Here is a 20838-nt window from a genome sequence, read left to right as displayed (position 1 = left end):
TGACACCGGAAACGCCCCTCGCCGCTCGCCGAGTGGGCAATCCTTTTCTCTATCACGAACGATAGCTAGGTAGTCAGGTGGGGAGGGATGGCCACACACGGTATCGCCGTTAGTAATCTCTCGAAGACATTCGGTCGCGAGTCGGTGCTCACCAACGTCGACCTCACGGTCGACCCGGGCGAGTTCTGCGTCGTCGTCGGTCCGAGCGGTTGCGGGAAGAGCACCCTGCTGAAGTGTATCGCTGGCCTACACGATATCGACGCCGGCCACGTCGAACTCGACGGACGCGACGTGACGACGATGCCGGTTCGAGAGACGAACGTGGGCTTCGTCTTCCAGGAGTTCGAGCACACGCTCTTTCCGCACAAGACTGTTGCCGAGAACGTCGCGTTCGGCCTCGAACAGCAGGGCGACCTCACCTCAGAGGCCATCGACGACCGCGTCGATTCGATGCTGGAGTTGCTCGCGATCGCCGAGACGAGAGACGACACTCCGAACGAGTTGAGCGGCGGCCAGCAACAACGGGTGGAACTCGCCCGCCAGCTGGTACGCGACTGCGAGACGATGCTGCTGGACGACCCGCTCGCGGATCTGGACTACAAACTCCAGAAGCGGATGGAACTCGAACTCCGTCGATTGCACGCCGACTCCGGGAGTACGTACGTCTACGTCACGCACAACCAGGAGCAGGCGCTCGAACTCGCCGATACGCTCGTCGTGATGAACGACGGCCAGATCGAGCAAGTAGGCGCGCCAACGGAGGTGTACGACCGGCCGGCCACCGCGTTCGTCGGTCGGTTCGTCGGTGATTCGAATCTCTTTCGGAGCCAACTACGGAATCAGAACGGCGAAGCGGTCACCGTCGAGACGGACGTGGGCGAGATGACGGCGACGACGATGGCACGCTCGAAGTCGCTCCCCGACGAGTCGGTGACCATCGTCCGCCCGGAGAACGCGGTCCTCGGCGAACCTGGGAAGGCCAACGCGTTCGAGGGAACGCTCGAAGGACGGACGTACACCGGCGAACGAACGGAGTTCACGGTGGCCGTACCGGCGAGAGACGGGATTCGACGATCGCTGACGGTCGTCGAGCCGGGGGAGGCGTCCGCTGGCAATCTCCATGAGTCCGTTACCGTCGGCTGGGACGCGACGGACGCCGTCTACTTCGACACCATCAGCGTGACCGAAACGACGACGATCGACGACCTGGAGGTGCTCTGACCGATGACCGACACGCCACGAGGAGAGGAGGTTCCGCAGTCCTCCCGTCCGGACGACTCGACCACGGGCGGAACGCGGCCGGACGTCCTCCAGGTCCGGGGCTTGACGAAGATCTACGACGACGGAACGCTCGCCGTCGACGACATCGACTTCAGCGTCGCGGCGGGCGACTTCTGCGTGTTGATCGGGCCGAGTGGCTGTGGAAAGTCGACGACGCTCCACTCGATCATCGGGAAGGTCGAACCGACCGAGGGGGAGATCGTGCTTGGCGATACGGACGTCACGGACGTCCCGACGTACCGGCGCGACATTGGGCTCGTCTTCCAGGACTTCCAGCTGTTTCCGCACCTCTCCGTCGAGGACAACGTCCGATACGGGCTGGAACGGACGCGGGCCGACCGTGCGACCCGCGACGACCGCGTCGAGGACGTGCTCGAGTTGATGCAGTTGACGGCCCTTCGCGGCAGTTCGCCGGAATCGCTGTCCGCAGGGCAGAAGCAACGCGTCGCGCTCGCTCGGAGTCTCGTCCTTGAACCGAAGCTGTTGCTGCTGGACGAGCCGCTGGGCGACCTCGACTACAAGATGCAAAAGCGGATGGAACGCGAACTGCTGCGAATCCACCGCGAACTGGACACTACGTTCGTGTACGTCACCCACGACCAGTCCCAGGCGATGCGGCTCGCCGACCAGATCGTCGTCATGAACGAGGGCCGTATCGAACAGTCGGGGTCGGTTTCGGCGGTCTACAACCGTCCCGCGACGGCGTTCGTCGCTGCCTTCGTCGGCGACTCGAACATCTTCACGGGTCGCGTCACGGACGTCTCACCCGACGCCGCAACCGTCGATGTCGAGACGCCGTTCGGGGAGTTCACCGCGAGTGTACGCACGGTCCGGTCCGACGTCGGTGACCTCCTCGACCGGGAACTCCCGTTCGTCGTGCGACCGCAGGCGCTCCGGCTCGATTCGAACGCCGACAATACGCTTACGTGCTCGGTCGTGGACGTCATCCGACAGCCGAGTCGAGGGACCCGACTCGTTCTCGAGGCGCGCAGCGACGGCGGACAGGAGATGGAAGTTCAGGTCAAGATTCCGGAACGGGTCGACGTCGACGAGGATACCGTAACCGTCGGGTGGGACGCCAGCGATGGACTCCTGCTGGAGGAGACGAGCGTCGTCCCCGACGTGGACCTCCAGAAGGACATCCTCGGCGAGTGACCGGCCGGACCATCGCCGTCGTTACCGGCGACCCCAGGCGGTAGAGACGGGCGGTCCGTTTCGACCGTCCGGGTCACCCCTGGCTGATCTCGGTGATGTCGACGAGGCGAGTCAGTCCGTAGACGAACGCGAAGATGACGACGAGGAGGGCGATCGAGAGCGCGGACGCGGCGGGGTAGTTGAGTCCGGAGTTGACGGAGAGGTAGATCAGCGTCGTGATGGTGCTTTCGCCGCCGCTCAGGAACTGCGGGACGGTGAAGTTCCCGATCGAGAGCACGAACACGAAGATAGAGCCGATGACGACGCCGGGGAGACTCAGCGGCCAGGTCACGTGCCGGAACGTGGCGAGCGGATTCCCGCGCAACGTCTCGGACGCGTCGAGGAGGTCGGGGTCGATCTGGGCGAGCGAGATGTAGATGGGGGCGGCCATGAAGACGACGTAGTTCTGGAGATACCCGACGATCTGCGAGAACGGGGAGAACAACAGCCAGCCGAGCGGTTCCTGAAGGAGTCCGCTGGAGACGAGGAGTTTGTTGACGACGCCGGTCCGGCCGAGGACCGGATACCAGCCGAGCGTACGGATGACGCCGGAGGTCCAGAACGGAATCACGAGAAACAGGAGCAGGACGATGCCGCCGGTCTGGCTCATGTAGAAGCGGAGGAAGTACGCGAGGGGATAGCCGAACAGGAGGGTCACGATGGTGACGGTCGCGCCGATGGTGAGCGTCCGGACGAAGACGTCGTAGACGGTCTCGTCGAAGACGCTCGTCCGCCATGCTTCGAGCGTGAACTCGTGGATGACGCTGAAACTCGAGTAGGTGAGGAAGCTGTAGTAGAGGATCACGCCGAGCGGAAACAGCAGGAAGACGGTGAACCAGAGGAGCGTCGGCCCGACGAGAAGCGACGTTTCGGCCTGGCGAACCCGGGAACGGAGTGACGGTGACATGACGAGACGTGAGAGACGGTCAGGCGCTCGTGAAGTCCCGCCAGCGTTCGATCATGTAGTCGGCGTTGCTCGGCCAGATCTGGAAGAAGCCGATGCGGTCGATTCGCTCCTCGATCGGGCCGGAGTCGCGCTGCTGGCCGTTCTGGTCGGGTTCCCCCTCCTCCATCGACCAGTCGTAGCTCTGCGGGTCGAACAGGTTGGGGTTCTCCACGGGCTGGTACGTGCGCTCGCCGCGGTACGCCCAGTCGTAGTACTCCGGCCCCATCCCCTGTCCGGAGTCGTCCGACCCGGTACGGACGAGTTCCGTGTTGGGGTACTGCGGGACGGAGTAGCCCCACCCCTGGATGAACCCCGGGAACCAGGCGCCGTAGTGCACGTCGTTGATGAGGGAGTTGACCTCGTCGACGTTGTTCCGCTGCTGGGCGCCGGGTTTGGTCGGGATGATGCCGGCGTACCAGAAGCGGTAGCCCTGGACGCCTTCGCTCATCGTCGCGTACTTGCAGGGCGTCCCCGAGCGCCGCACGTCCAGTGCGGCCGGTTGCCAGATGTCGCCGACGACCGCCTCTTCGCTCGCCATCAGGTTCACCGAGTTCCCGTACGCGGTCCACGTCGAGCGGAACTGGCCACTCTTTTTCTCCTTGACGAGGAAGTCGATGGCCTGGTCGAGCTGGTCCTTGGTCGGGTCGTTGAGCTGGCCGACTTCCCCCTGGACCATGTTGTTGTCCATCATGTGCATGAGGGCTTCGGGAATCCCGATGGCGGCGATGGCGTCGTACAGGACCTGCCCGCTGTACTGGTCGTCGAAGAGCGCCGACCACTTCGAGACGCTACCGGGTTCGACGAACTTCGGGTTGTAGCCGATGGCGTCGAAGTTGTAAATCGTCGGCGGGAAGCGCAGCCGTTGCTGGTCGTTCACGTCCATCCAGAGCTGCTGGCTGAGCGTCTCCGCCTGTGCGCCGATCTGGTCGGACAGCCGTTCCTCAGGACTGGTGAACAGGTCGGCGATGGCGTCGCTGTCCCACTTGTCGAGCGCAGAGGTCGGGGTAGCCGCGGTCACGTCGTTGTCCATCGTGAGCGCGCCGGCGCTCGAGGTGTCGACGGAAACGGCGTCGAAGGTTTCGTTGCCGCCGCCGAGGATCCGCTGCTGGGTCGTCGGAAGGTCGCCAATCGTCCGGTTGAGCGGGATGTCGGTCATCTCCTCGAACTTCTGACTCTGGCCGTCGCGAGCAGCGTAGGCGGTGCTCGCCCATTGAACCGGCCGTTGTCCGTTCTGGAGACCGTCCTGACTCTCTACGCGGCTGGCGTCCGCGTCTGCGGCGGCGCCGTCGGCGACCGCCAGACCGGCCGACGCCGACCCCGCGTACTTCATGAAGTTGCGTCTCGTTAAGGGGTCTCCCATGATGCATGTGAACATCCAACGCCATCCATAATCATGATTGATGTCGGATGCTGTGAGTCACGCGTTTCAAATAGACCCGAATCGGACGGCAGTTAATCGCGAGTATCGTGCGTCGAACGGCCGTACGCGCAAAAATATCCTCGTCGTGTCCCGAAAACGGATAAACTCACTTACCTGAGAATCCCGTACCCTGTTCCATGCCACCTGTAATCAAGGTGCTCGGAACCGGGGGAACTATCGCGAGTACCCGGGACGAAGGCGGTGCCTCCCCCACCGAACCGGGAGCGGCGCTGCTCGACGCCGTCCCCGGTCTCGACGCGTTCGCCGAGGTCGACGTCGAACAGGTCGCCCAAGTTCCCAGCTTCGAACTCGACGTCGACACCGTCGCAACTATCGGCCGACGAGCACGGCAGGCCATCGCCGACGGCGCGGACGGCGTCGTTGTCACCCACGGGACGGACACGATGGAGTCGTCCGCGTACTACCTCGACCTCGCGCTCGACATCGACGCGCCGGTCGTCTTCACCGGGGCACAACGCCGTCCCGACGAACTGAGCCCCGACGGACCGGCCAACCTCCGCACCGCCGTCCGCGTCGCCACCGACGATCGATTCCGGACGACGGGCGGCGTGTACGTCGCGTTCGACCAGCAGGTTCACGCCGCCCGCGACGTTCGGAAGATGCACACGAGCGCCCTCGATACGTTCCAGTCCCCCGAAACGGGGCCGGTGGCGGTCACCACGCGCGACTCGATTCGTCACTTCCGGCAGCCGGGCAGCTACGCCGATCACATCCCCGTCCTCGACCCCGACGCCCGGATAGCCGTCGTCACCTCGGACGTTGGCGTCGACGACGCGGCAATCAGGGCCGCCCAGGACCGAGGCGTCGACGGAATCGTCGTCGAAGCGACCGGCCTCGGAAACACGACCGCACCGCTCGGGAGAGCTATCGCGGACGTCGTCGACGCGGGAACCCCGGTCGTCGTCGCGTCACGGTGTCCGGCCGGCAGCGTCACCCCGGTTTACGGCGGGGACGGCGGCGGTGAGACACTGCGCGAGCACGGCGCCATCTTCGCGGGCGACCTCCCGGCGCACAAGGCCCGAATAAAGCTCATGCTGGCCTGCGACCAGCACGCCGGAATCGACGGCGTTCGCCAGCGGTTCGAATGACCATGGCCGCTCGCTCCGACCGCACTACGCTCGCCGCCGGGCGCCAGAGCGTCGCAACGCTGTGGAGGAACTGAACGATGGGGGGACGAGAGGTGGGACGCTCGCAGTCCGAACCGGCGCCTCAATTTCCACAGGCGAACATCACTGCCGTCCGGGCCATCGCGGAGATCCTTCGCACGACGCTCGGCCCGACGCCGCAGGACACGCTCGTCCTGTCGCAACTCGAAACGCGAAGCGGCGACGCCGACCGCGGCATTCCCGGCACCGACGAATACGTCGTCGCGAGCGACGGCGCGACCGTTCTCGAAGAACTTCCGCTCGAACATCCGATCGCACCCGTTCTGTTGCGCGTCGTCGGCCCCGAACGCCCCGGCGATACCGACGTCGAGGGGGAACGGATTCCGGACGGAATCACGACGACCGTGGTCCTCGGCGCCGCACTACTCAAGGAGGCGGCGACGTTACTCGAGAAGGGACTCCACCCGACGACCGTCAGCATGGGCTACGAGACCGCCCTCGCCGTCGTTGCGGACGTCCTGGACGGCGCGACCCGAAGCCTGTCCGCGTTCCCGAGTTCGACGGCCGCCGCCAGCGCCGTCGCCCGAACGGCGATGACGGGCAACGACGTCGGAGCGTTCGCGGACGACTGGGCCCCGCTCGCGGTCGAAGCCGTCGAAACCGTCGGAACGCCGGACGAGACGACGTTCGCCGTCCGACGGTTCTCGAACGGCCGAATCGACGAGTCGAGACTCGTCCACGGCGCAGTGCTCGATCGCTACAGCCGAGCCCATCCCGAGATGGAGCGGGAGAAGCGGGACGCGACGGTGCTCGCGCTCGGCGGACAGGACAATCGAGGACTACAGGTGTGGGAACCGGAATCGATCGCGGGGGTTCGAGTCGACTCGGTCGCGACCGAGGCCGCGCTGGCCGACGCGGAGCACGCTCGCCGCCGCGAGGTCGTCGACCACCTCGTCGAACTCGGCGTCGACGTGGTCGTGACGCGGTCGGGAATCGACCGCCACTATCTCCGGCTCCTCGTCGACGCGGGCGTTCTCGGGGTACGTGGCGTCACGAGCCTCGATTTCTCACACGTCTGTCGCGGGACGGGGGCGACCGAGATACTCAAACCCGACGACGCGACGGCGGCGGATCTCGGCCACGCGGGCGTCGTTGAGGAGCAGCGCATCGGACGACGCCGACATCGCCGCAAACGACGGCGCATCCTGGTGTTCGACGAATGCGACGCTCCCGAGACCGTGACGGCAGTACTGACCGGCGTCTCGGGACAGCCGGGCGACCAGATGGCCCGACAGGTCCGGAAAGCCGCGGCCGCAGTCGCCGCCGCTCGAGGACTCGGTGGTCGTCGTCCAGGTGTCGTTCCCGGGGGCGGGGCGACGGAACTGCGTATCGCACGGACACTTCGAACCACCGCGCGGTCTACGGACACGCGCGAGCAACTCGCCATCGAGGCGTACGCCGATGCGGTGGACCGAGTCGTGACGACGCTGGCCAGGAACGGGGGCCGTGACCCGGTGACGACGCTCGCGGACCTCCGGGCAGCCCACGAGACCCGCTCCGAACGGGTCGGGTTAGTCCTACCGGACGGAACGATCGAGGATACCGTGGACGCAGGCGTTCTCGATCCCATCGCGTACCGTCGGAAGCAGTACGTCTGTGCGACCGAGGTGAGCCAGCTACTCCTCACGATCGACGATGCCATCGACGCCGAACGCGCTGACGAAGGAGCGAGTCCGGGCGAGGCGTTGTACGATACTCCCGGGTCTCGACGTACGGACTCCACGGACGGGTGAGCGATTCGGGCGACCCCCTGCTTTCTTCGGTTCAACGCGTCCCGACGGTACTTCAGCGGCGATTGCGGGATGCATGACCCGCGGTCCTACTGAATATTTTATGATATTCTTATCTCCCATCCCGGTGTGCGGTAACGTATGACAGGTGCCACCGTCTGTCTCTCATACGACTTCGACGCGGTATCGACGTGGCTCTGGTCGTACGACTCCTGGGAGATGCCGACGAGACACTCACGGGGCGTGTTCGGTGCGGAAGTAGCCGCTCCTCGATTGCTCGACCTTCACGACGAGCACGACATTCCCGCGACCTGGTTCATCCCCGGTCATACGATCGACAGCTTCGAGGAGATCTGCGGCGAGGTGTGGGACCGGGGGTACGACATCCAGCACCACGGGTGGAGTCACACCGGTCCGGCGACGTTCGAGAGTAAGGAGGACGAACAGGCCGACATCGAACGCGGCATCGAGAGCATCCAGGACGTCACCGGCCGGGAACCGACCGGCTATCGCTCGCCGGCCTGGGATTTCTCCCAGCACACGCTCGACATCCTGCAGGAGCTCGGATTCGAGTGGGATTCGAGCAAGATGGCATCCGATTTCAGACCGCACTACGTCTACGGGAACTGGAGCGCGCCGGAAGATGGCCCATACGACCGTGGGGAGCCGACCGACCTCGTGGAGCTCCCCGTCTCGTGGCAGCGCGACGACTGGCCGCCGTTGACGTTCACGTGGTCTCGCCCACACCGGATGGGGTACGCCAGCGAAGATTCGATCTTCCAGCGCTGGTACGACCAGTTCGACTGGATGTACGACCACGTCGACGACGGCGTGTTCATCCTCACGATGCACCCCCAGGTCATAGGTCAGGCGCACCGACTTCAGCGGCTGGAGCAACTCATCCAGCACATGCAAACGAAAGACGACGTCCAGTTCGAGGAGATGGACACCGTCGCCCAGAACTTCGACGGATAGCCCCGGACGCCGGGCGGCCCGGGACGGGCGGACGCCCGCTGAACGCCGACCGGCAACCCGTTAGACGGACCACTGAGAGATGGCAGCCGACACCGAAGCGACCGAACGCGAGACGCGCCGCCCGACCGGCGGGCGCTCGCTCGCCGAAACGGCGACCTCGTTCGCGGAGCGCCTCGGCGTGAAACGGTTGTTGGCGGCGTACGCCGTTCTCATCTCGCTCTACATCTACCTCCCGATGCTGTCACTCATCGCCTTCTCGTTCAACGAAGGCGGGCTTACGTTCCCGTTCGTCGATTTCAGCACGCAGTGGTACGCCGAGTTGCTCGCCAGCAGCGGCATCGTCACGGCCGTAGAGCGCTCGCTCAAACTCGCGTTCGTAACGATGATGATCACGACGGTTCTCGCGACGGCGACCGTACTCGCGTACCGCCGACGGTTTCCCGGGCGACGCGCAGTGTTGTACCTCCTCTTGCTCGGTATCATCACGCCCGGTATCACGTACGGCGTCGGTGCGACGCTCTTTCTGAATCAACTTCTGGGGTTCTCGAAAGGTCTGTGGCTCGCGCTTACGGTGCACGTCGTCTGGACGCTTCCGTTCGCGATGATCGTCCTTCTGGCGGGGATTCCGCCGAACCTCCCGGAGAACGAACGGGCGGCGCGCGTGCTGGGCGCCGACGAACGAACGGTGTTCAGGGAGATAACGCTCCCCCAGATCGCTCCGACCGTCCTGGGGGCGGCGGTCTTCGCGTTCACCCTCTCGTACAACGAGGCGACGCGGAGTCTCCTCCTCGTCGGGCGCCAGAACACCATGCCGATTCAGGTGTTCTCGATCGCGTCGTCCCGGCGAGCGACGCCGGAGTTGTTCGCACTCGGCAGTATCACGACGGTCTTCTCGACGCTCCTGTTACTGCTCGCGGGAATCTTCGTCGTCTATCGTACCCGCTCGTAGCCGCCCGCCGTTCGAGACGGGCAACGCCGGTTGCGAACGAGACGGCGTGAGCGACACGGCCCGTGCCGTCTCGCGTGACTGCTCGGGTAGTCGTCGCAGCCGAGGGTGCCCATCGTCCTTCACGCTGCCTCTCCTCGGAGCGAGGTCGTCGTTTCGGCGGTCGATTCGTCCCGCAGTTCGGCGAGCGTGCCGTCGGCCCTCCAGGTCTCGACGACCTGCTCCAGGCCGTCCCGGTAGGTCGGATACTCCGGCTCCCAGCCGAGTTCACGCTTCGCCTTCTCGTTGGTCGTCGGCATCGGGCTAGTGAACCCCTCGGAGTTGACCTTCCCGACAAAAAATCGGGCCAGCCAAGCTGGGATTCGACCCGGCTCCGGGGCCTCCAGCAGGTCCGCGAACGTCTCGAAGAACGCGGCCCCGGTCACCGGTTCGTCGTCGACGACGTGGTACGTCCCGCCTGCTTCGGTCTCGATGGCTGCGACGAACGCCGCCGCCGCGTCGTCGGCGTGAACAAACGAGAGTTCGGCGTCCTGCCGGCCGAGCAGGCCGCCGCCCACTACGGGCAGGTCGCCGTCGAGCAGTCGTTCGCCCCAGGCGCGCGTGTCCCTCGCGTCCGGCGCGTAGAAGAACCCGCAGCGGAGGACCGTCGCGTCGAAGCCGTCCCCGGCGGCGCGTTCCTGGAGGAAGTCCTCGACGTCGGCAGCCGACCGCGTGGCTCTGTCGGGGTGGCGGTCGGCCGTCTCGTCGAACCGCGAGCCGTCGGGCTGGCGAGCGACCCAAACGACGCTCGGGAACAGGACCTGCCGGAGCCCGTCAGGGGTTGCGTCCAGTAGATTCCTCGCACCCTCGAACCGGACGCGGTCGTTTCGCGCCCACTCCTCGTCGCTGGGCTTGGTCGAGTCCGGGATGGCCGTCGCGGCGTGGACCGCCACCTCGACGTCGTCGTCTATCGCTCGCTCCAGCGTCTCGGGGTCGAGGACGTCACCGCGTCGTGCAGTTCCACCCCGGCGTCCGACGATGCGCTTGCCCGCTTCGTCACGAACCAGTCCGACGACCTCGTGGTCGCGGTCGGTGAGTCGGTCGACGAGTCGACGGCCGAGGACACCCGTAGCACCCGTGATGAACACCTTCATACAGATGTGGATAGTCGCTGGCGCTGCGAAATACTAACGCCGGATTCGCACGGGAGGTTTAAGAGGGCCGACACGGTGGTCTCCGACATGAAGCACGTCCGGGTTCGCATCACCGCGGGCGGTCGCGAGACCGAGATTCACCCGATGTACGACGTGTGGGCCAACGCTTCCTTCGTCGAGCGCGCGACTGCCCTCCAGTGGAACTTCACGGGCGACGCGCTGGGAATACTCCACTACGCCGTGGGCGACGCCGACGCCTTCGAGGCGGCCGTCGAGGAGATTCCGGAGGTTCTGGGTTACGACATCGCACGGGTCGGCGAGGACGCCTTCTACGTCTACGTCAGGGACGCCACGACCGACGCGTTGGGTGAACTGTTCGGTCCCATCACGCAGGGCGGACTGGTCGTCGTTCCGCCAATCCGGTATCACGAGGACGGGACGGTGACGTTCTCGCTCTTCGGCCCGGACGCGGAGATACAGGCGGCTATCGAGACCGTGCCCGGCCCCGTGGACGTGACCATCGAGGAGATCGGCGGGCTGGACGCGACGGCCGCGACCGTTGAAACGCACCTGAGCGAGCGCCAGCGCGAGGCCATCGAGACCGCGTTCGAACTGGGATACTACGAGATTCCGCGCGAAGCCAGCCACACGGACATCGCCGCTGCAATCGACTGCGCGCCCAGTACTGCCGCCGAACACTTGCGGAAAGCCGAGTCGAAGCTCGTCTCCTCGATGGTCGGGGAGTAGTCTCGTTTCGACGCGTCGTCTTGCCCGGAGTGTCCGGGCGACCGCAAACGAACACTTTCGTCTCCTGGCGTGGAACGGGTTCACATGGTCGATATCGAATCCGTCGACATCGACTCCGTCGCCGTCGAACCCGATCACTGCCACCGGTGTGGCGCCGCCGTCGGAAGCTGCGAGTTCGAGGACCGGGAGCATCCCTGGTGTTCGGAGTGCGAACTCGTGCTCTCCCGGAATCCGGTTCCGGGCGTCCACGTCGTCGTCCACGACGACGACCACGTCCTACTGCTCGACGAACCGATACCGCAGCATGAGGGCGTCTGGAGCCTTCCCGGCGGCCACGCCAAGTACGACGAGGGACCGAAGCGGGCGGCCGTCCGAGAGCTAGAAGAGGAGACCGGTCTCCGGGCAGACCCCCCGGACCTGCAGTTCCTGACCATCCTCCACGCCGAGCGTTCGCGCGTCGCCTTCTACCTCATCACGTACGTCCTGGAGCGCGCCGAGGTCTCGGGGGAGCTAACCCCTGAAGCGGAGGGCTTCGAGGCTACGTTCCTGTCTATCGAAACCGTCAGGGAGTCGCCCGACCGGATACGGGACTCGGATCTGGAACGCATCGAGATGGCGCTGCGAGCATAGCTCTCTCATCGACGCTCTTGATTCCCGGTGACGGACGACCAGCGGTCGACCGAATCGGGGCCTCTGGTCGTCTCCTCACCGGGGTCGGCGGACCGCTGTCGCGAGCAGACCGCCGGTTCTTTTCGCGTCTCCTGTGCGTCGTCGGGAGCTCCGGTCGTCGTCCCGAACGAGTCGTTCCTCCACCCATAGACAAAACGAAATTTCAACTTAGTAATCATAAATTTCTCTATCTTACCCTCCGATAGGCACTGCTAGATTGAACCCTTCTGTTTGAGTGCTTCGACTGGCGGTTGATTGTCGAGTGCGTGATGACTGCGGTGGTGGTTGTAGTAGGCGGTGTAGGCAATCAGCCAGCGCTCGGCGCTGGCCTGACTGCCGTTCCATGTTTCGTGGAACCGTTCGATTCGCATCGTATAGGTCTGAAAGAGCTTTTCAACGATGTTGCGGTCAGTGTAGTTGAGATCGCCGCTGAGATTAGTTCGGACAAGGGCAGTCAGGTACCCCATCCCATCAACGAGAAACTCCGCGTCTGCGACGCGGTGTTTCTCTTTCAGCTCCTCTAAGAACTGTTCAGCGGGATCTCGACCCCTGTGCTTCGAAAGTCGTGCATGGAGCACGACTTTCGAATCGACATCAATCGCAGCGTAGAGCCACGCTTTCTCTTCGTTCCCGAGTTGAATCTGTTTCTCATCGACCGCAACACGGTCCGGTTCTGCTGTGAAGTCTTGCTCGTAATAATCAGCGTAGGCTTGGTACCAGTGCTGGATCGTGGCTCGGCGTCGTTCGACGCCGAACCACTTACAGAGGTCTCGACACTCTGCTAACGAGGCCGCTCCAGCATGGACAGCGCACGCCAGCCTGATCAGCCAGGCTGGCGTGCGCGTCCGATCACTATCCAAAAATTCCACATCAGAAGAACCCGTTACATCGACTTGGAGTTCTTCGAACAGCATATTCCCACTTCCCTCGAAGAACTCCGCTCAGTTCAACCTCAATCTAGCAGTGCCCTCCGATACCATCACCTATTTCCCCGATAAACGACGACAGAGTCCTATGATATCGGTAACAATGGACATGGTCCAGTACGACTGTCCGTACATCGACGTGACGGACGTCGCCGATGTCTCCTTTCACACGATGCACTGGGACTTCAACACCGCCCAGCAGGAACTGGAGACCAGAATCCTCGTCACAGGGGACGACCACGGCGCGCTGACGAACGGCCTCAACGAGTTGCAGGACCACGAGCGGATGCTGGGATTCGAGCTCCTGTCCCGGCGGGGGGACACGGCGGTTATCAAGTCGTTCATCGGGCAGACGAACGCGATGCAGACGATTCGCGACCACGACGGCTACATCACCGGGCCGTTTCAGATCCAGGACGGAAGCGAGCTCTGGAACGTCGGGTTCGACACCGGCGACGACGCGGACGACGCGCTCGCCGACCTAGAAGTCGAGAACGATTTCCGGGTCGAAGCTCGAAACGCCACGTCGTTCGAGGATTACCTCGACGTCATCCAGCACCTCGACGCGGCGAAGGGGCTCCTCGACGGCTGTCGGGAACTCTCCGAGACGGAGCGTCTGACCCTCCAGAAAGCCGTGGACGGCGGGTACTTTCGAACGCCGCGCGACGCGACGCTCGAAACGCTGGCGGACGCGTTCGACGTCTCGAAGACCGGGGCCTCGAAGAACCTGCGACGAGCCGAACAGAAGGTCCTTCGTCGAATCGTCGCGGCGTTTCCGGCCCTCGTCGAAGAGGACCGACCGAATCGAGACGAAGGGAACTCCGTCCTGGAACGATAGGAGACGTCAGAGCAGTCGACCGCTCGTCTCGACGCCGATATCCACGTGCGATAGCGCCGGCTCTTCTGCGAGCGCTTCGACGACGTCGACCTGCGAATCGCTCGAACGCGTGCCGTACAGTTCGACCGAGGTCGAGGCGTCGTCGTCGCGCCACGTCACCGTCAGCGCCGTGCGCCGAAATCGCGACCCCTCCCGGAGTTGGACGGACTGGAGCGATTCGAGCTCGACCGCGAAGTTTCGGTCGTCGAGCGCCAGCGCTCGCTCGGCCGACGAGCGCTCGACCTCGCGGCGACCGCGTTCGCCGATGTCCGCCCGCAGGAGGAGCGATTTGAACGACTCGCCGACGAAACACCAGACGACGCGTCTGTCGGTCACGAGCAGTTCCCAGAACTCGAGCGACGTCGGACGTCGCCGGAACCATCCCGTGAAGCGCGCGAGCCGGGTTTCGTTCGATTCGGCCATCGTCATCGTTCGATGAGGACGGCGATGTCCCGTGGCACCGTCCGGTCTCCCTGCGTCGCTAGCGAGACGACGACGAAGAGGACGACGGTGACGAGGAGTGCGACCGTTCCGACCGGGAACGATTCCGGGAACGGGTAGAGACTCGCGACGGTGCTGGCGAGTCCACCGAGACCGGCCGTGTCCGCGATTCGAGGGACGGCGCTGTAGAAGAGGTTGACCACCAGTCCACCGACGAGCGCGGCTATCGCGCCCTCCTTCGTGGCCCCCTTCCAGTTCAGTCCGAGCGCCGCGATGGCGAAGAACGCCGCCGCGAAGAATCCCCATCCGATGGTCCCGAGGATACCGACTAGCGCCTCCGAGAAGTAGACGATGAGCGTCGACACGATGGTGATACCCGCCAGCGCGGCTTGGGTCACCCGCAGTTCCGTCTTGTCGTCCTCGATGGGCCGTCCCAGCGCACGTGGGATGTCCCGGGCGACGGCCGCCGCCCCGATGTTGAGGAACGAGTCGCTCGTGCTCATGATCGCCGCCAACAGCGCCGCCAGGATGAGTCCGGCCAGGACGCCCGGCGTGTGTTCCAGCACGAACACCGGACCGACGACGGAGGCGCTCTTCGGTGCCGCGGCCTGTCCGGACTCGACCATCGACCGCATCGACAGCCCGGTCGAGAACGCGAGGAGACTCGAAATCGCGTACGTCACCGCGGCGATCGGCGCTCCCCAGCGGAGGATGCGGAGGTTACGACTCATGTAGAACTTGGTCACCAGATGCGGTTGACCGGCCGCGCCGATGGAGAAGAGGATCCACCAGCCGAGTGCCGTGAAGATCGTCGCGACCGGGGCCCCCATGGCTCCGAACGGCGAGACGAATGCCGGGTCCGCGCTGGCGAGATTTCGCGAGATGGTCTCCATCCCGCCCCCGAACGAGATTGCGAAGGCGAAGACGAAGACGGCGCCGACGATCATCGTGATGGCCTGCACGAAGTCGGTCCAGACCCCTGCGATCATTCCGCCGAGCATGCTGTAGAGCAGGAGAATGAGCGCACCGATGAACAGCCCCCACACCACCGGAAGGCCGAAGATCGCCCGCATCACGTACTGCAACGCGGCGAGATTGGTCGCCAGGTACGCCATTACGCCGACGACGACCGCGACCGCCGTCAGTCCGCGTACCCACGCACTCTCGTACCTGACGTACATCCCGTCCGCTATCGTCATCACGTCGCGGATGTCTGCTAACAGGCGCATCCGCTTGGCCAGCAGTATCCACGTGACGATGAACCCGAGCGGGGCGGTGAAGAAGATCCACAGCGCTGTCGTCCCGAACGAGTAGACGAGTTCCGGCCCGCCAACGAAGCCGAACCCGGACTGGATGACCGAGAACGCCGTCAGCGCGAGCACCCACGTCCCGATGCTCTTGCCGGTGATGAGGAAGTCCGCCGTGCTCTCCGTCTGGAGGTAGCCCCAGACGCCGATAGCCAGCACCAACAGAAGGTACAGACTGCCAAACAGCAGGACGTACGGGCTGTCCGTGACCGGAATCTCCTGTAGCGGGACGAGCGGTGGCGCGGTCATCGCCGCTCACCTCCGTCGGGGCGTTCCGTCTCCTGACGTGATTCGTTTACGCGTGGCCCTCCTTCAGTTCCGTCCGAACGGCGTCCCGACGACGCTCGCGGCGTTTCTGCCTCCTCGCCGCCGTCGGCCTCTGGTCGAGACGACAGCGGGTAGCGTCCCGTTCCCTGAACCTGCCGCACCTCGCTCATGATATCGTCGACGACCTGCTCGTCGCCGATACTCGGAAAGACGAGGGCGTAGTACACCGCGCCGAGGATCGGCAGCAACCAGAGGAAGACGACGTACGCTAGCGTCGGAACCGGCAGTCCGAGTACGTACGTGTACTCGGTCGTTCCCGGCCGCCAGGTGAACCAGATGATAGTCAACCCGGTCACGAAGACAGCGCCGAGCCCGACTACCAGCCACGAGTACGGCGCGAGGTCGAGTTCGCCGTCGTTTCGCTCGACCGAGGCGGTACCCAGCACCGCTGCGATGAAGAACGCCGCAAGGTACGAGAACGCGCGGTACGTTCCGGTAGCCGCCGAGAGTAACAACCCGGCCGCCAGCAGGGCGAGCACGCCCATCACCTTGTTTCGCGCTCCCCGTTTCGACTGTGGTCGTGAAGACACCATCTTTCCATGAACCAGGGTAGCAAATAGCGAAAAACGGCGGGTTGATATGTAAACAACAGTCTCGATACCGGGTCAGTTACGGAAGTGCGAGGAGAAAGCCCCGCCGTTTACGGCGGGGATAAATCCTCACCCCCACCACAGACCACGTTCGATGTGCAGGACGGCTGTTTTAAGTCACCCAATCCCGTACTATTAGTCGACCGAGGCGGCCTGCCCGCCCACTTACTCGGACAATATCGGGATTCCCTGATTCCACTCAGAAAGCACCCTCTTTCTGTGGTGGGACTTCGGGGTGCAGTCAGCAAAAGTACCTCCGAATCCCCTGCCAGGATAGGAGTAACGGCTGGTTGGCACAGCCAGTAGCCGTCCAACGCGGTGGCTACAAACCGTAAACATCCCACCCCAGCGGTGCGGTGCCGTGGGAATCCTCGCCCTTCAGGGCGAGGAGGATGTCAACAAGTAACACTCGTTTCGAATCGTGCCCGTTATTTACTGCTATCTCCGAGAGCCGGTGTGACAACCTCTGAATCTCCCGACGAGGGTCTCGAATTAGCGAGTCGGGGCTACAAAATCACCGTCGACGAGGGCCGCGATTCGTTTTTCGCCATCTGTATCGAAGAACCGGAGAGCGAGACGGCGTGGATCATGTCGGACACCGTCAAAACGCTGGAGGAAATGCGGTAGGTCGTCTGTCCTCATCTGAGCGTTCGTGAACGAACACTGTCGGAATACCAGTCTCGATCACTCACCGCGATGGCTGTCTGGACGGGCGCGGTGGCAGCAGGAGTTCTTCGAGGTCCGGCATGTGCTTCACGTTGTAGATCACGTGCAAGTCCTTCGTGATGGGGATTCCGTTGCAGGACAGTCGGATGTTCCGCTCTAGCATCTCCGCGGGGAGCACGTGATTGACCGGCATCGACAGCTCGCCGGCGGAGACCGCGATCGCACAGTTGGCGCAGGCGCCACCACGGCAGGAAAACGGCCACTCGAGACCGTTGCTCTCGGCCGCTTCTAAGAGCGATTTACCGGGTTCGGCCTGAAACTGGCCGTAGTCCGTCTCGTCGAGGTCTACAGCGGCCGCCTTCTCGAAGAGCCGTTCGTCAGTGGGCTCCCAGCCGTAGTCGGCGAGGACGTCGTAGTTCAGGTACGTGACCTGCGAGGGCGTCGCTCGGTAGTCCGGGGTGTCGTTCGAGTCGGCCGCCCGGTTGCGGCCGGGTATCTCGTCGCTACCCCGTGAGCCTGCTTTGAGTCGTTCGTAGGCCGTTCTCACCGCTCGAAATGCCTCTATCGAGCCACCCTGGTCGGGATGCGTTTCTTTCACCCGTTCTCTGTATGCGCGTTCGATTGCCTCCTCGTCGGCGTCGGGATCGAGACCCAACACCGCATACGGGGTGTCCATTATCCCCTCTAGTGACATCAACGGCATAAGCAGCACGGCAGTGCCCCGGAGGATGGACGGGAAAACGAACTGCTTGCGAGCGCCCACCGGAGAGACGGAATCTTCTGGCCAGTATTTCCATACTGCTCCCGCCCCTACTAGAGCCTGCAGATGACCTCGAGACAAGCCGAAACTCACTGGCAGGATGGAAAGGACGGAAGCGGTGACTTCGAAACCGAGAGCGGGCAGATCGAGGGAACCTTCCGGTTCCCGACTCGCTTCGAGGACGAACCGGGAACGAACCCAGAAGAACTGATCGGAGCCGCACACTCCGGCTGTTTCTCGATGCAGTTGACGGCGTTCCTCGACGAGGAAGGATATACGCCCGACCGCCTCGACACGCAGGCGGACGTGCATCTCGAACGAGCCGACGGTGGCGGATTCGAGATCCCGCGTATCGAGCTGACGCTGGAAGCTGCCATCCCCGAGATCGACCAGGATACCTTCGACGACCTTGCCCAGCGCGCCAAAGACAACTGTCCCGTCTCGAAGGCACTCGCCGGACCGGACATCACGCTGGACGCGACGTTAACGCAGTAAGCGACCATTGAAAGGGGTCGCTACCGGGGACTGAGGACGCAACTGCGTCGGTGGCAACCCCTCATCGGTAGTTGTACCATGGCCGGGGCACCTCGAGCGCACCACCGTCACTCGAACCTCGAGCATGGGAGCGTCGTCAACCCGAAACCATCGACGCGGACGCGACGTTGACGACGATGAACGTAACGATGAGGACGACTGCAATCGCCACGAACACCAGCGCTGCCGAGGTACCGCCGGGGTCGAGACCGAGACGCCGTCGTCCCCACGTCGTTCCGACGAGAACCGAGGCAAGGAAGTTCGCACCAATGGCCGCGATCCAGAGTCCGGTGAGGCTAGACTGGGGGAGCAAGAGCACTCCGATGGCGGTACAGAAGAGCCCAAGCGAGGTGACGACGACGCCTGCGAACCCGTCAAGTGGAGACCGCTGTTCCGAGGCCACGGCCACAGTAGCAATCGCTGCCGATAAGATTATGTGCCAAAAGTAGCAACGAAGGCTGGATAAAGAGTCCCACTAACTATCGTCTGCACATCCAGTAAGTCGCGGTTACCCCTCCGGTAGTCGTCTCGTCGATGCGCTGTGCGAGCGCTACCGGCCGGCCCGTGCGTCAGCGACCGGTGACGGGACAGAAAGCGAGAGAGGAGTTCACCAGCAGTCCTCGAGGGCGCCGTCGATGGTGGCGTCTTCAACACCTGTCGTATGCGTGGCGATAGACGTCGTGCAGACGAGCCACCGGTCAAGTGAACTACCCCACCCTACCGCTCGCCTGACGGCTCGCGCGTGAGGGTGGGGCTTCCTGCTTCGATGACGCGCTTTGCAGGGACTGAGGTGGTCCCCGTAGGGAGCGCAGTCTCCACAGACATTGATTCGGAGCGTCCCGCTCCTACGTGTTTCGCACCGCGAGACAGAATGTTCCACGCCGCGTTCGCGTCCCTGTCCGCCTCAAACCCGCAGGCGGGACAGGAATGTTCACGGACCCACAACGGCTTGTCCGTCGAGATGCCGCATGACGCGCACTCTTTGGTCGTCCCTCTCGGGTTGACCGCCACGAAGTACGTTCCTGCTCGCTTGCACTTGTATTCGAGCAACGAGAGGAACGTCCGCCACGCGGCAGATGCGGTAGTGCGGCTGTTCGACGGCGACTCCATCATCCCCTTCACGTTCAGGTCTTCGACCGCTACGAGGTCGTACTCTCGGGCGTAGTAGTTCGAGAGTTTGTGTAAGAAGTCACGGCGCTTGCGTCGGAGGTCGGCGTGACACTCCGCGACTCGTCGCCGTTGGGTCTCCCAGTTGTTCGACCCGTGTTCCTTCCGCGAGAGCTTGCGTTGCTCGCGTTCCAATCGCTCTCGTTCGTCCAAAAGGTCGAGAGACTCGACTGCGTGACCATCGGTGTCGTGAGCGTACTTCAGGATGCCCACGTCGATGCCGACCGTCTCGGTCAACTCGTCGGGTTTCTCTGGTGGTTCGCGGTCAACTTCCACGCCGAAAGTAGCGAACCACTCGCCCGTCGGTTCTTTCTTGAGCGTGACCTGCTTGAGTTGGGCGTCGTCGGGGATGGAGCGGTGAAGCCGGATCGGTATGTCCCCGAGTTTCGAGAGGGACAGTACAGCCTGACCGCCCTTCTTGTCGAGCTTGAAGCCAGACTGACTGTACGTGAAACTGCAGAACTCCCGTGGGGGCTTCCACTTCAGTTGGCCGACGCCGTAGCCGTTCTCCTTGAGTTTGGAGAGGCTATTGAGGTTGTCGAACAGCCGTTCCACGACGGTTTGGAGAACCTTCGAGTACACATCCGAGAGGTCGTCCCACCACGTCTTGAGGTCGGGTAGCTCTGACCGAAGAGTGGTCATGGACGGCAATTCACCGTGGTTGTCTTGGTACTCGTTGAGGCGGTAGCGGGTGTGGTTGTACAGTTGCCGACAAATATCGCGGTGGCGGTCCAACTCCTCACGGTGAGCGTCGGACGGCTTGAGGCGATATTTGTAGGCGTAGTACATCCGCTATTCGCGCTCCTCAATGAGTTCGTCTATCTTCTCTTGGATGAACGACGAGAGATTGAGGTGCTGGTCCTCAATCCATTCGTCTTGGTCTTCGCGGATGGTGATAGTCTTCCGTTTCACCGTATGCACACATTGCACGCTATGCACTATAAACGTGTCGATTGCGTGGGCCTGTGGGTCTGCAACAGAACAGTATACGAACAGCTGATGACGGCGCTGTATC

General features: G+C 63.6%; 21 protein-coding genes. 11 read left to right on the top strand and 10 right to left on the bottom strand.

Annotated features, from left to right (window positions below; translation table 11 throughout):
• Window positions 1–87 precede the first annotated feature (87 nt).
• Window positions 88–1221 carry an ABC transporter ATP-binding protein gene (locus ACRYA2_RS10830; RefSeq protein ID WP_433627608.1) on the top strand — a complete coding sequence of 378 codons (1134 nt, stop codon included), beginning with the start codon at window positions 88–90 and terminating at the stop codon, window positions 1219–1221.
• Between the two features lie 3 nt (window positions 1222–1224).
• Window positions 1225–2436: an ABC transporter ATP-binding protein gene (locus ACRYA2_RS10825; RefSeq protein WP_433627606.1), complete on the top strand. Its 1212-nt coding sequence runs from the start codon at window positions 1225–1227 to the stop codon at window positions 2434–2436.
• A gap of 73 nt (window positions 2437–2509) precedes the next feature.
• On the opposite strand, the gene ACRYA2_RS10820 is transcribed toward ACRYA2_RS10825, so the two are convergent.
• On the bottom strand, window positions 2510–3382 hold the full coding sequence (locus ACRYA2_RS10820) for an ABC transporter permease (RefSeq protein ID WP_433627603.1): 873 nt from the start codon (window positions 3380–3382) through the stop codon (window positions 2510–2512).
• Between the two features lie 19 nt (window positions 3383–3401).
• A complete protein-coding gene (locus ACRYA2_RS10815; RefSeq protein ID WP_433627601.1) occupies window positions 3402–4781 on the bottom strand; it encodes an extracellular solute-binding protein in 1380 nt (459 codons plus the stop codon).
• Between the two features lie 197 nt (window positions 4782–4978).
• Between ACRYA2_RS10815 and ACRYA2_RS10810 the strand changes: the two genes are divergently transcribed.
• From ACRYA2_RS10810 to ACRYA2_RS10795, 4 genes are all read left to right on the top strand, one after another.
• Entirely contained in the window at window positions 4979–5950 is a 972-nt protein-coding gene (locus ACRYA2_RS10810; RefSeq protein WP_433627598.1) for an asparaginase, read from the top strand.
• Window positions 5951–6027: 77 nt separating this feature from the next.
• Window positions 6028–7761: a TCP-1/cpn60 chaperonin family protein gene (locus ACRYA2_RS10805; RefSeq protein WP_433627596.1), complete on the top strand. Its 1734-nt coding sequence runs from the start codon at window positions 6028–6030 to the stop codon at window positions 7759–7761.
• A 138-nt stretch (window positions 7762–7899) separates the two neighbouring features.
• Window positions 7900–8733 carry a polysaccharide deacetylase family protein gene (locus ACRYA2_RS10800; protein ID WP_433627593.1) on the top strand — a complete coding sequence of 278 codons (834 nt, stop codon included), beginning with the start codon at window positions 7900–7902 and terminating at the stop codon, window positions 8731–8733.
• Window positions 8734–8812: 79 nt separating this feature from the next.
• Window positions 8813–9682, top strand: a complete 870-nt coding sequence (locus ACRYA2_RS10795) for an ABC transporter permease (RefSeq protein ID WP_433627591.1) — start codon at window positions 8813–8815, stop codon at window positions 9680–9682.
• A 119-nt stretch (window positions 9683–9801) separates the two neighbouring features.
• On the opposite strand, the gene ACRYA2_RS10790 is transcribed toward ACRYA2_RS10795, so the two are convergent.
• A complete protein-coding gene (locus ACRYA2_RS10790) occupies window positions 9802–10812 on the bottom strand; it encodes an NAD-dependent epimerase/dehydratase family protein (protein WP_433627589.1) in 1011 nt (336 codons plus the stop codon).
• A gap of 87 nt (window positions 10813–10899) precedes the next feature.
• Between ACRYA2_RS10790 and ACRYA2_RS10785 the strand changes: the two genes are divergently transcribed.
• On the top strand, window positions 10900–11559 hold the full coding sequence (locus ACRYA2_RS10785; RefSeq protein ID WP_433627586.1) for a helix-turn-helix domain-containing protein: 660 nt from the start codon (window positions 10900–10902) through the stop codon (window positions 11557–11559).
• 84 nt (window positions 11560–11643) lie between these two features.
• Window positions 11644–12189, top strand: a complete 546-nt coding sequence (locus ACRYA2_RS10780) for an NUDIX hydrolase (protein ID WP_433627584.1) — start codon at window positions 11644–11646, stop codon at window positions 12187–12189.
• Window positions 12190–12440: 251 nt separating this feature from the next.
• Here ACRYA2_RS10780 and ACRYA2_RS10775 read toward each other — a convergent pair whose 3' ends face one another.
• The gene (locus ACRYA2_RS10775; RefSeq protein WP_433627790.1) at window positions 12441–13139 is read right to left on the bottom strand and encodes an IS6 family transposase; all 699 of its coding nucleotides are present in this window, start codon (window positions 13137–13139) and stop codon (window positions 12441–12443) included.
• A gap of 103 nt (window positions 13140–13242) precedes the next feature.
• Here ACRYA2_RS10775 and ACRYA2_RS10770 point away from each other — a divergent pair, with 103 nt between their 5' ends.
• Entirely contained in the window at window positions 13243–13992 is a 750-nt protein-coding gene (locus tag ACRYA2_RS10770) for a helix-turn-helix domain-containing protein (protein WP_433627582.1), read from the top strand.
• A gap of 6 nt (window positions 13993–13998) precedes the next feature.
• Here ACRYA2_RS10770 and ACRYA2_RS10765 read toward each other — a convergent pair whose 3' ends face one another.
• The 3 genes from ACRYA2_RS10765 to ACRYA2_RS10755 are packed head-to-tail and all read right to left on the bottom strand — an operon-like array spanning window position 13999 to window position 16636.
• Window positions 13999–14454: a hypothetical protein gene (locus ACRYA2_RS10765; RefSeq protein ID WP_433627580.1), complete on the bottom strand. Its 456-nt coding sequence runs from the start codon at window positions 14452–14454 to the stop codon at window positions 13999–14001.
• A gap of 2 nt (window positions 14455–14456) precedes the next feature.
• On the bottom strand, window positions 14457–16028 hold the full coding sequence (locus ACRYA2_RS10760) for a sodium:solute symporter family transporter (RefSeq protein ID WP_433627578.1): 1572 nt from the start codon (window positions 16026–16028) through the stop codon (window positions 14457–14459).
• On the bottom strand, window positions 16025–16636 hold the full coding sequence (locus ACRYA2_RS10755; protein WP_433627575.1) for a hypothetical protein: 612 nt from the start codon (window positions 16634–16636) through the stop codon (window positions 16025–16027). Before ACRYA2_RS10755 ends, ACRYA2_RS10760 begins: the two co-directional genes overlap by 4 nt.
• Before the next feature lie 516 nt (window positions 16637–17152).
• Here ACRYA2_RS10755 and ACRYA2_RS10750 point away from each other — a divergent pair.
• Window positions 17153–17323 (top strand): hypothetical protein, encoded by a 171-nt coding sequence (locus ACRYA2_RS10750; RefSeq protein ID WP_433627573.1) that lies wholly within the window; start codon window positions 17153–17155, stop codon window positions 17321–17323.
• A gap of 61 nt (window positions 17324–17384) precedes the next feature.
• Here ACRYA2_RS10750 and fer read toward each other — a convergent pair whose 3' ends face one another.
• Complete coding sequence (gene fer / locus ACRYA2_RS10745; RefSeq protein WP_433627570.1) at window positions 17385–18038, bottom strand: ferredoxin Fer; 654 nt, start codon at window positions 18036–18038, stop codon at window positions 17385–17387.
• A 150-nt stretch (window positions 18039–18188) separates the two neighbouring features.
• Here fer and ACRYA2_RS10740 point away from each other — a divergent pair, with 150 nt between their 5' ends.
• Complete coding sequence (locus tag ACRYA2_RS10740; RefSeq protein WP_433627567.1) at window positions 18189–18617, top strand: OsmC family protein; 429 nt, start codon at window positions 18189–18191, stop codon at window positions 18615–18617.
• Between the two features lie 136 nt (window positions 18618–18753).
• Here the strand turns inward: ACRYA2_RS10740 and ACRYA2_RS10735 are convergent, their stop codons facing one another.
• On the bottom strand, window positions 18754–19059 hold the full coding sequence (locus tag ACRYA2_RS10735; protein ID WP_433627565.1) for a hypothetical protein: 306 nt from the start codon (window positions 19057–19059) through the stop codon (window positions 18754–18756).
• A gap of 314 nt (window positions 19060–19373) precedes the next feature.
• Window positions 19374–20612: an RNA-guided endonuclease InsQ/TnpB family protein gene (locus ACRYA2_RS10730; protein ID WP_433627563.1), complete on the bottom strand. Its 1239-nt coding sequence runs from the start codon at window positions 20610–20612 to the stop codon at window positions 19374–19376.
• Between the last annotated feature and the right edge of the window lie 226 nt (window positions 20613–20838).

The sequence above is a fragment of the Halomicrococcus pelagicus genome, from assembly GCF_050954125.1.
The sequence above is the reverse complement of the archived record's forward strand: the minus strand, read 5'-3'. Positions and strand labels throughout refer to the sequence as shown.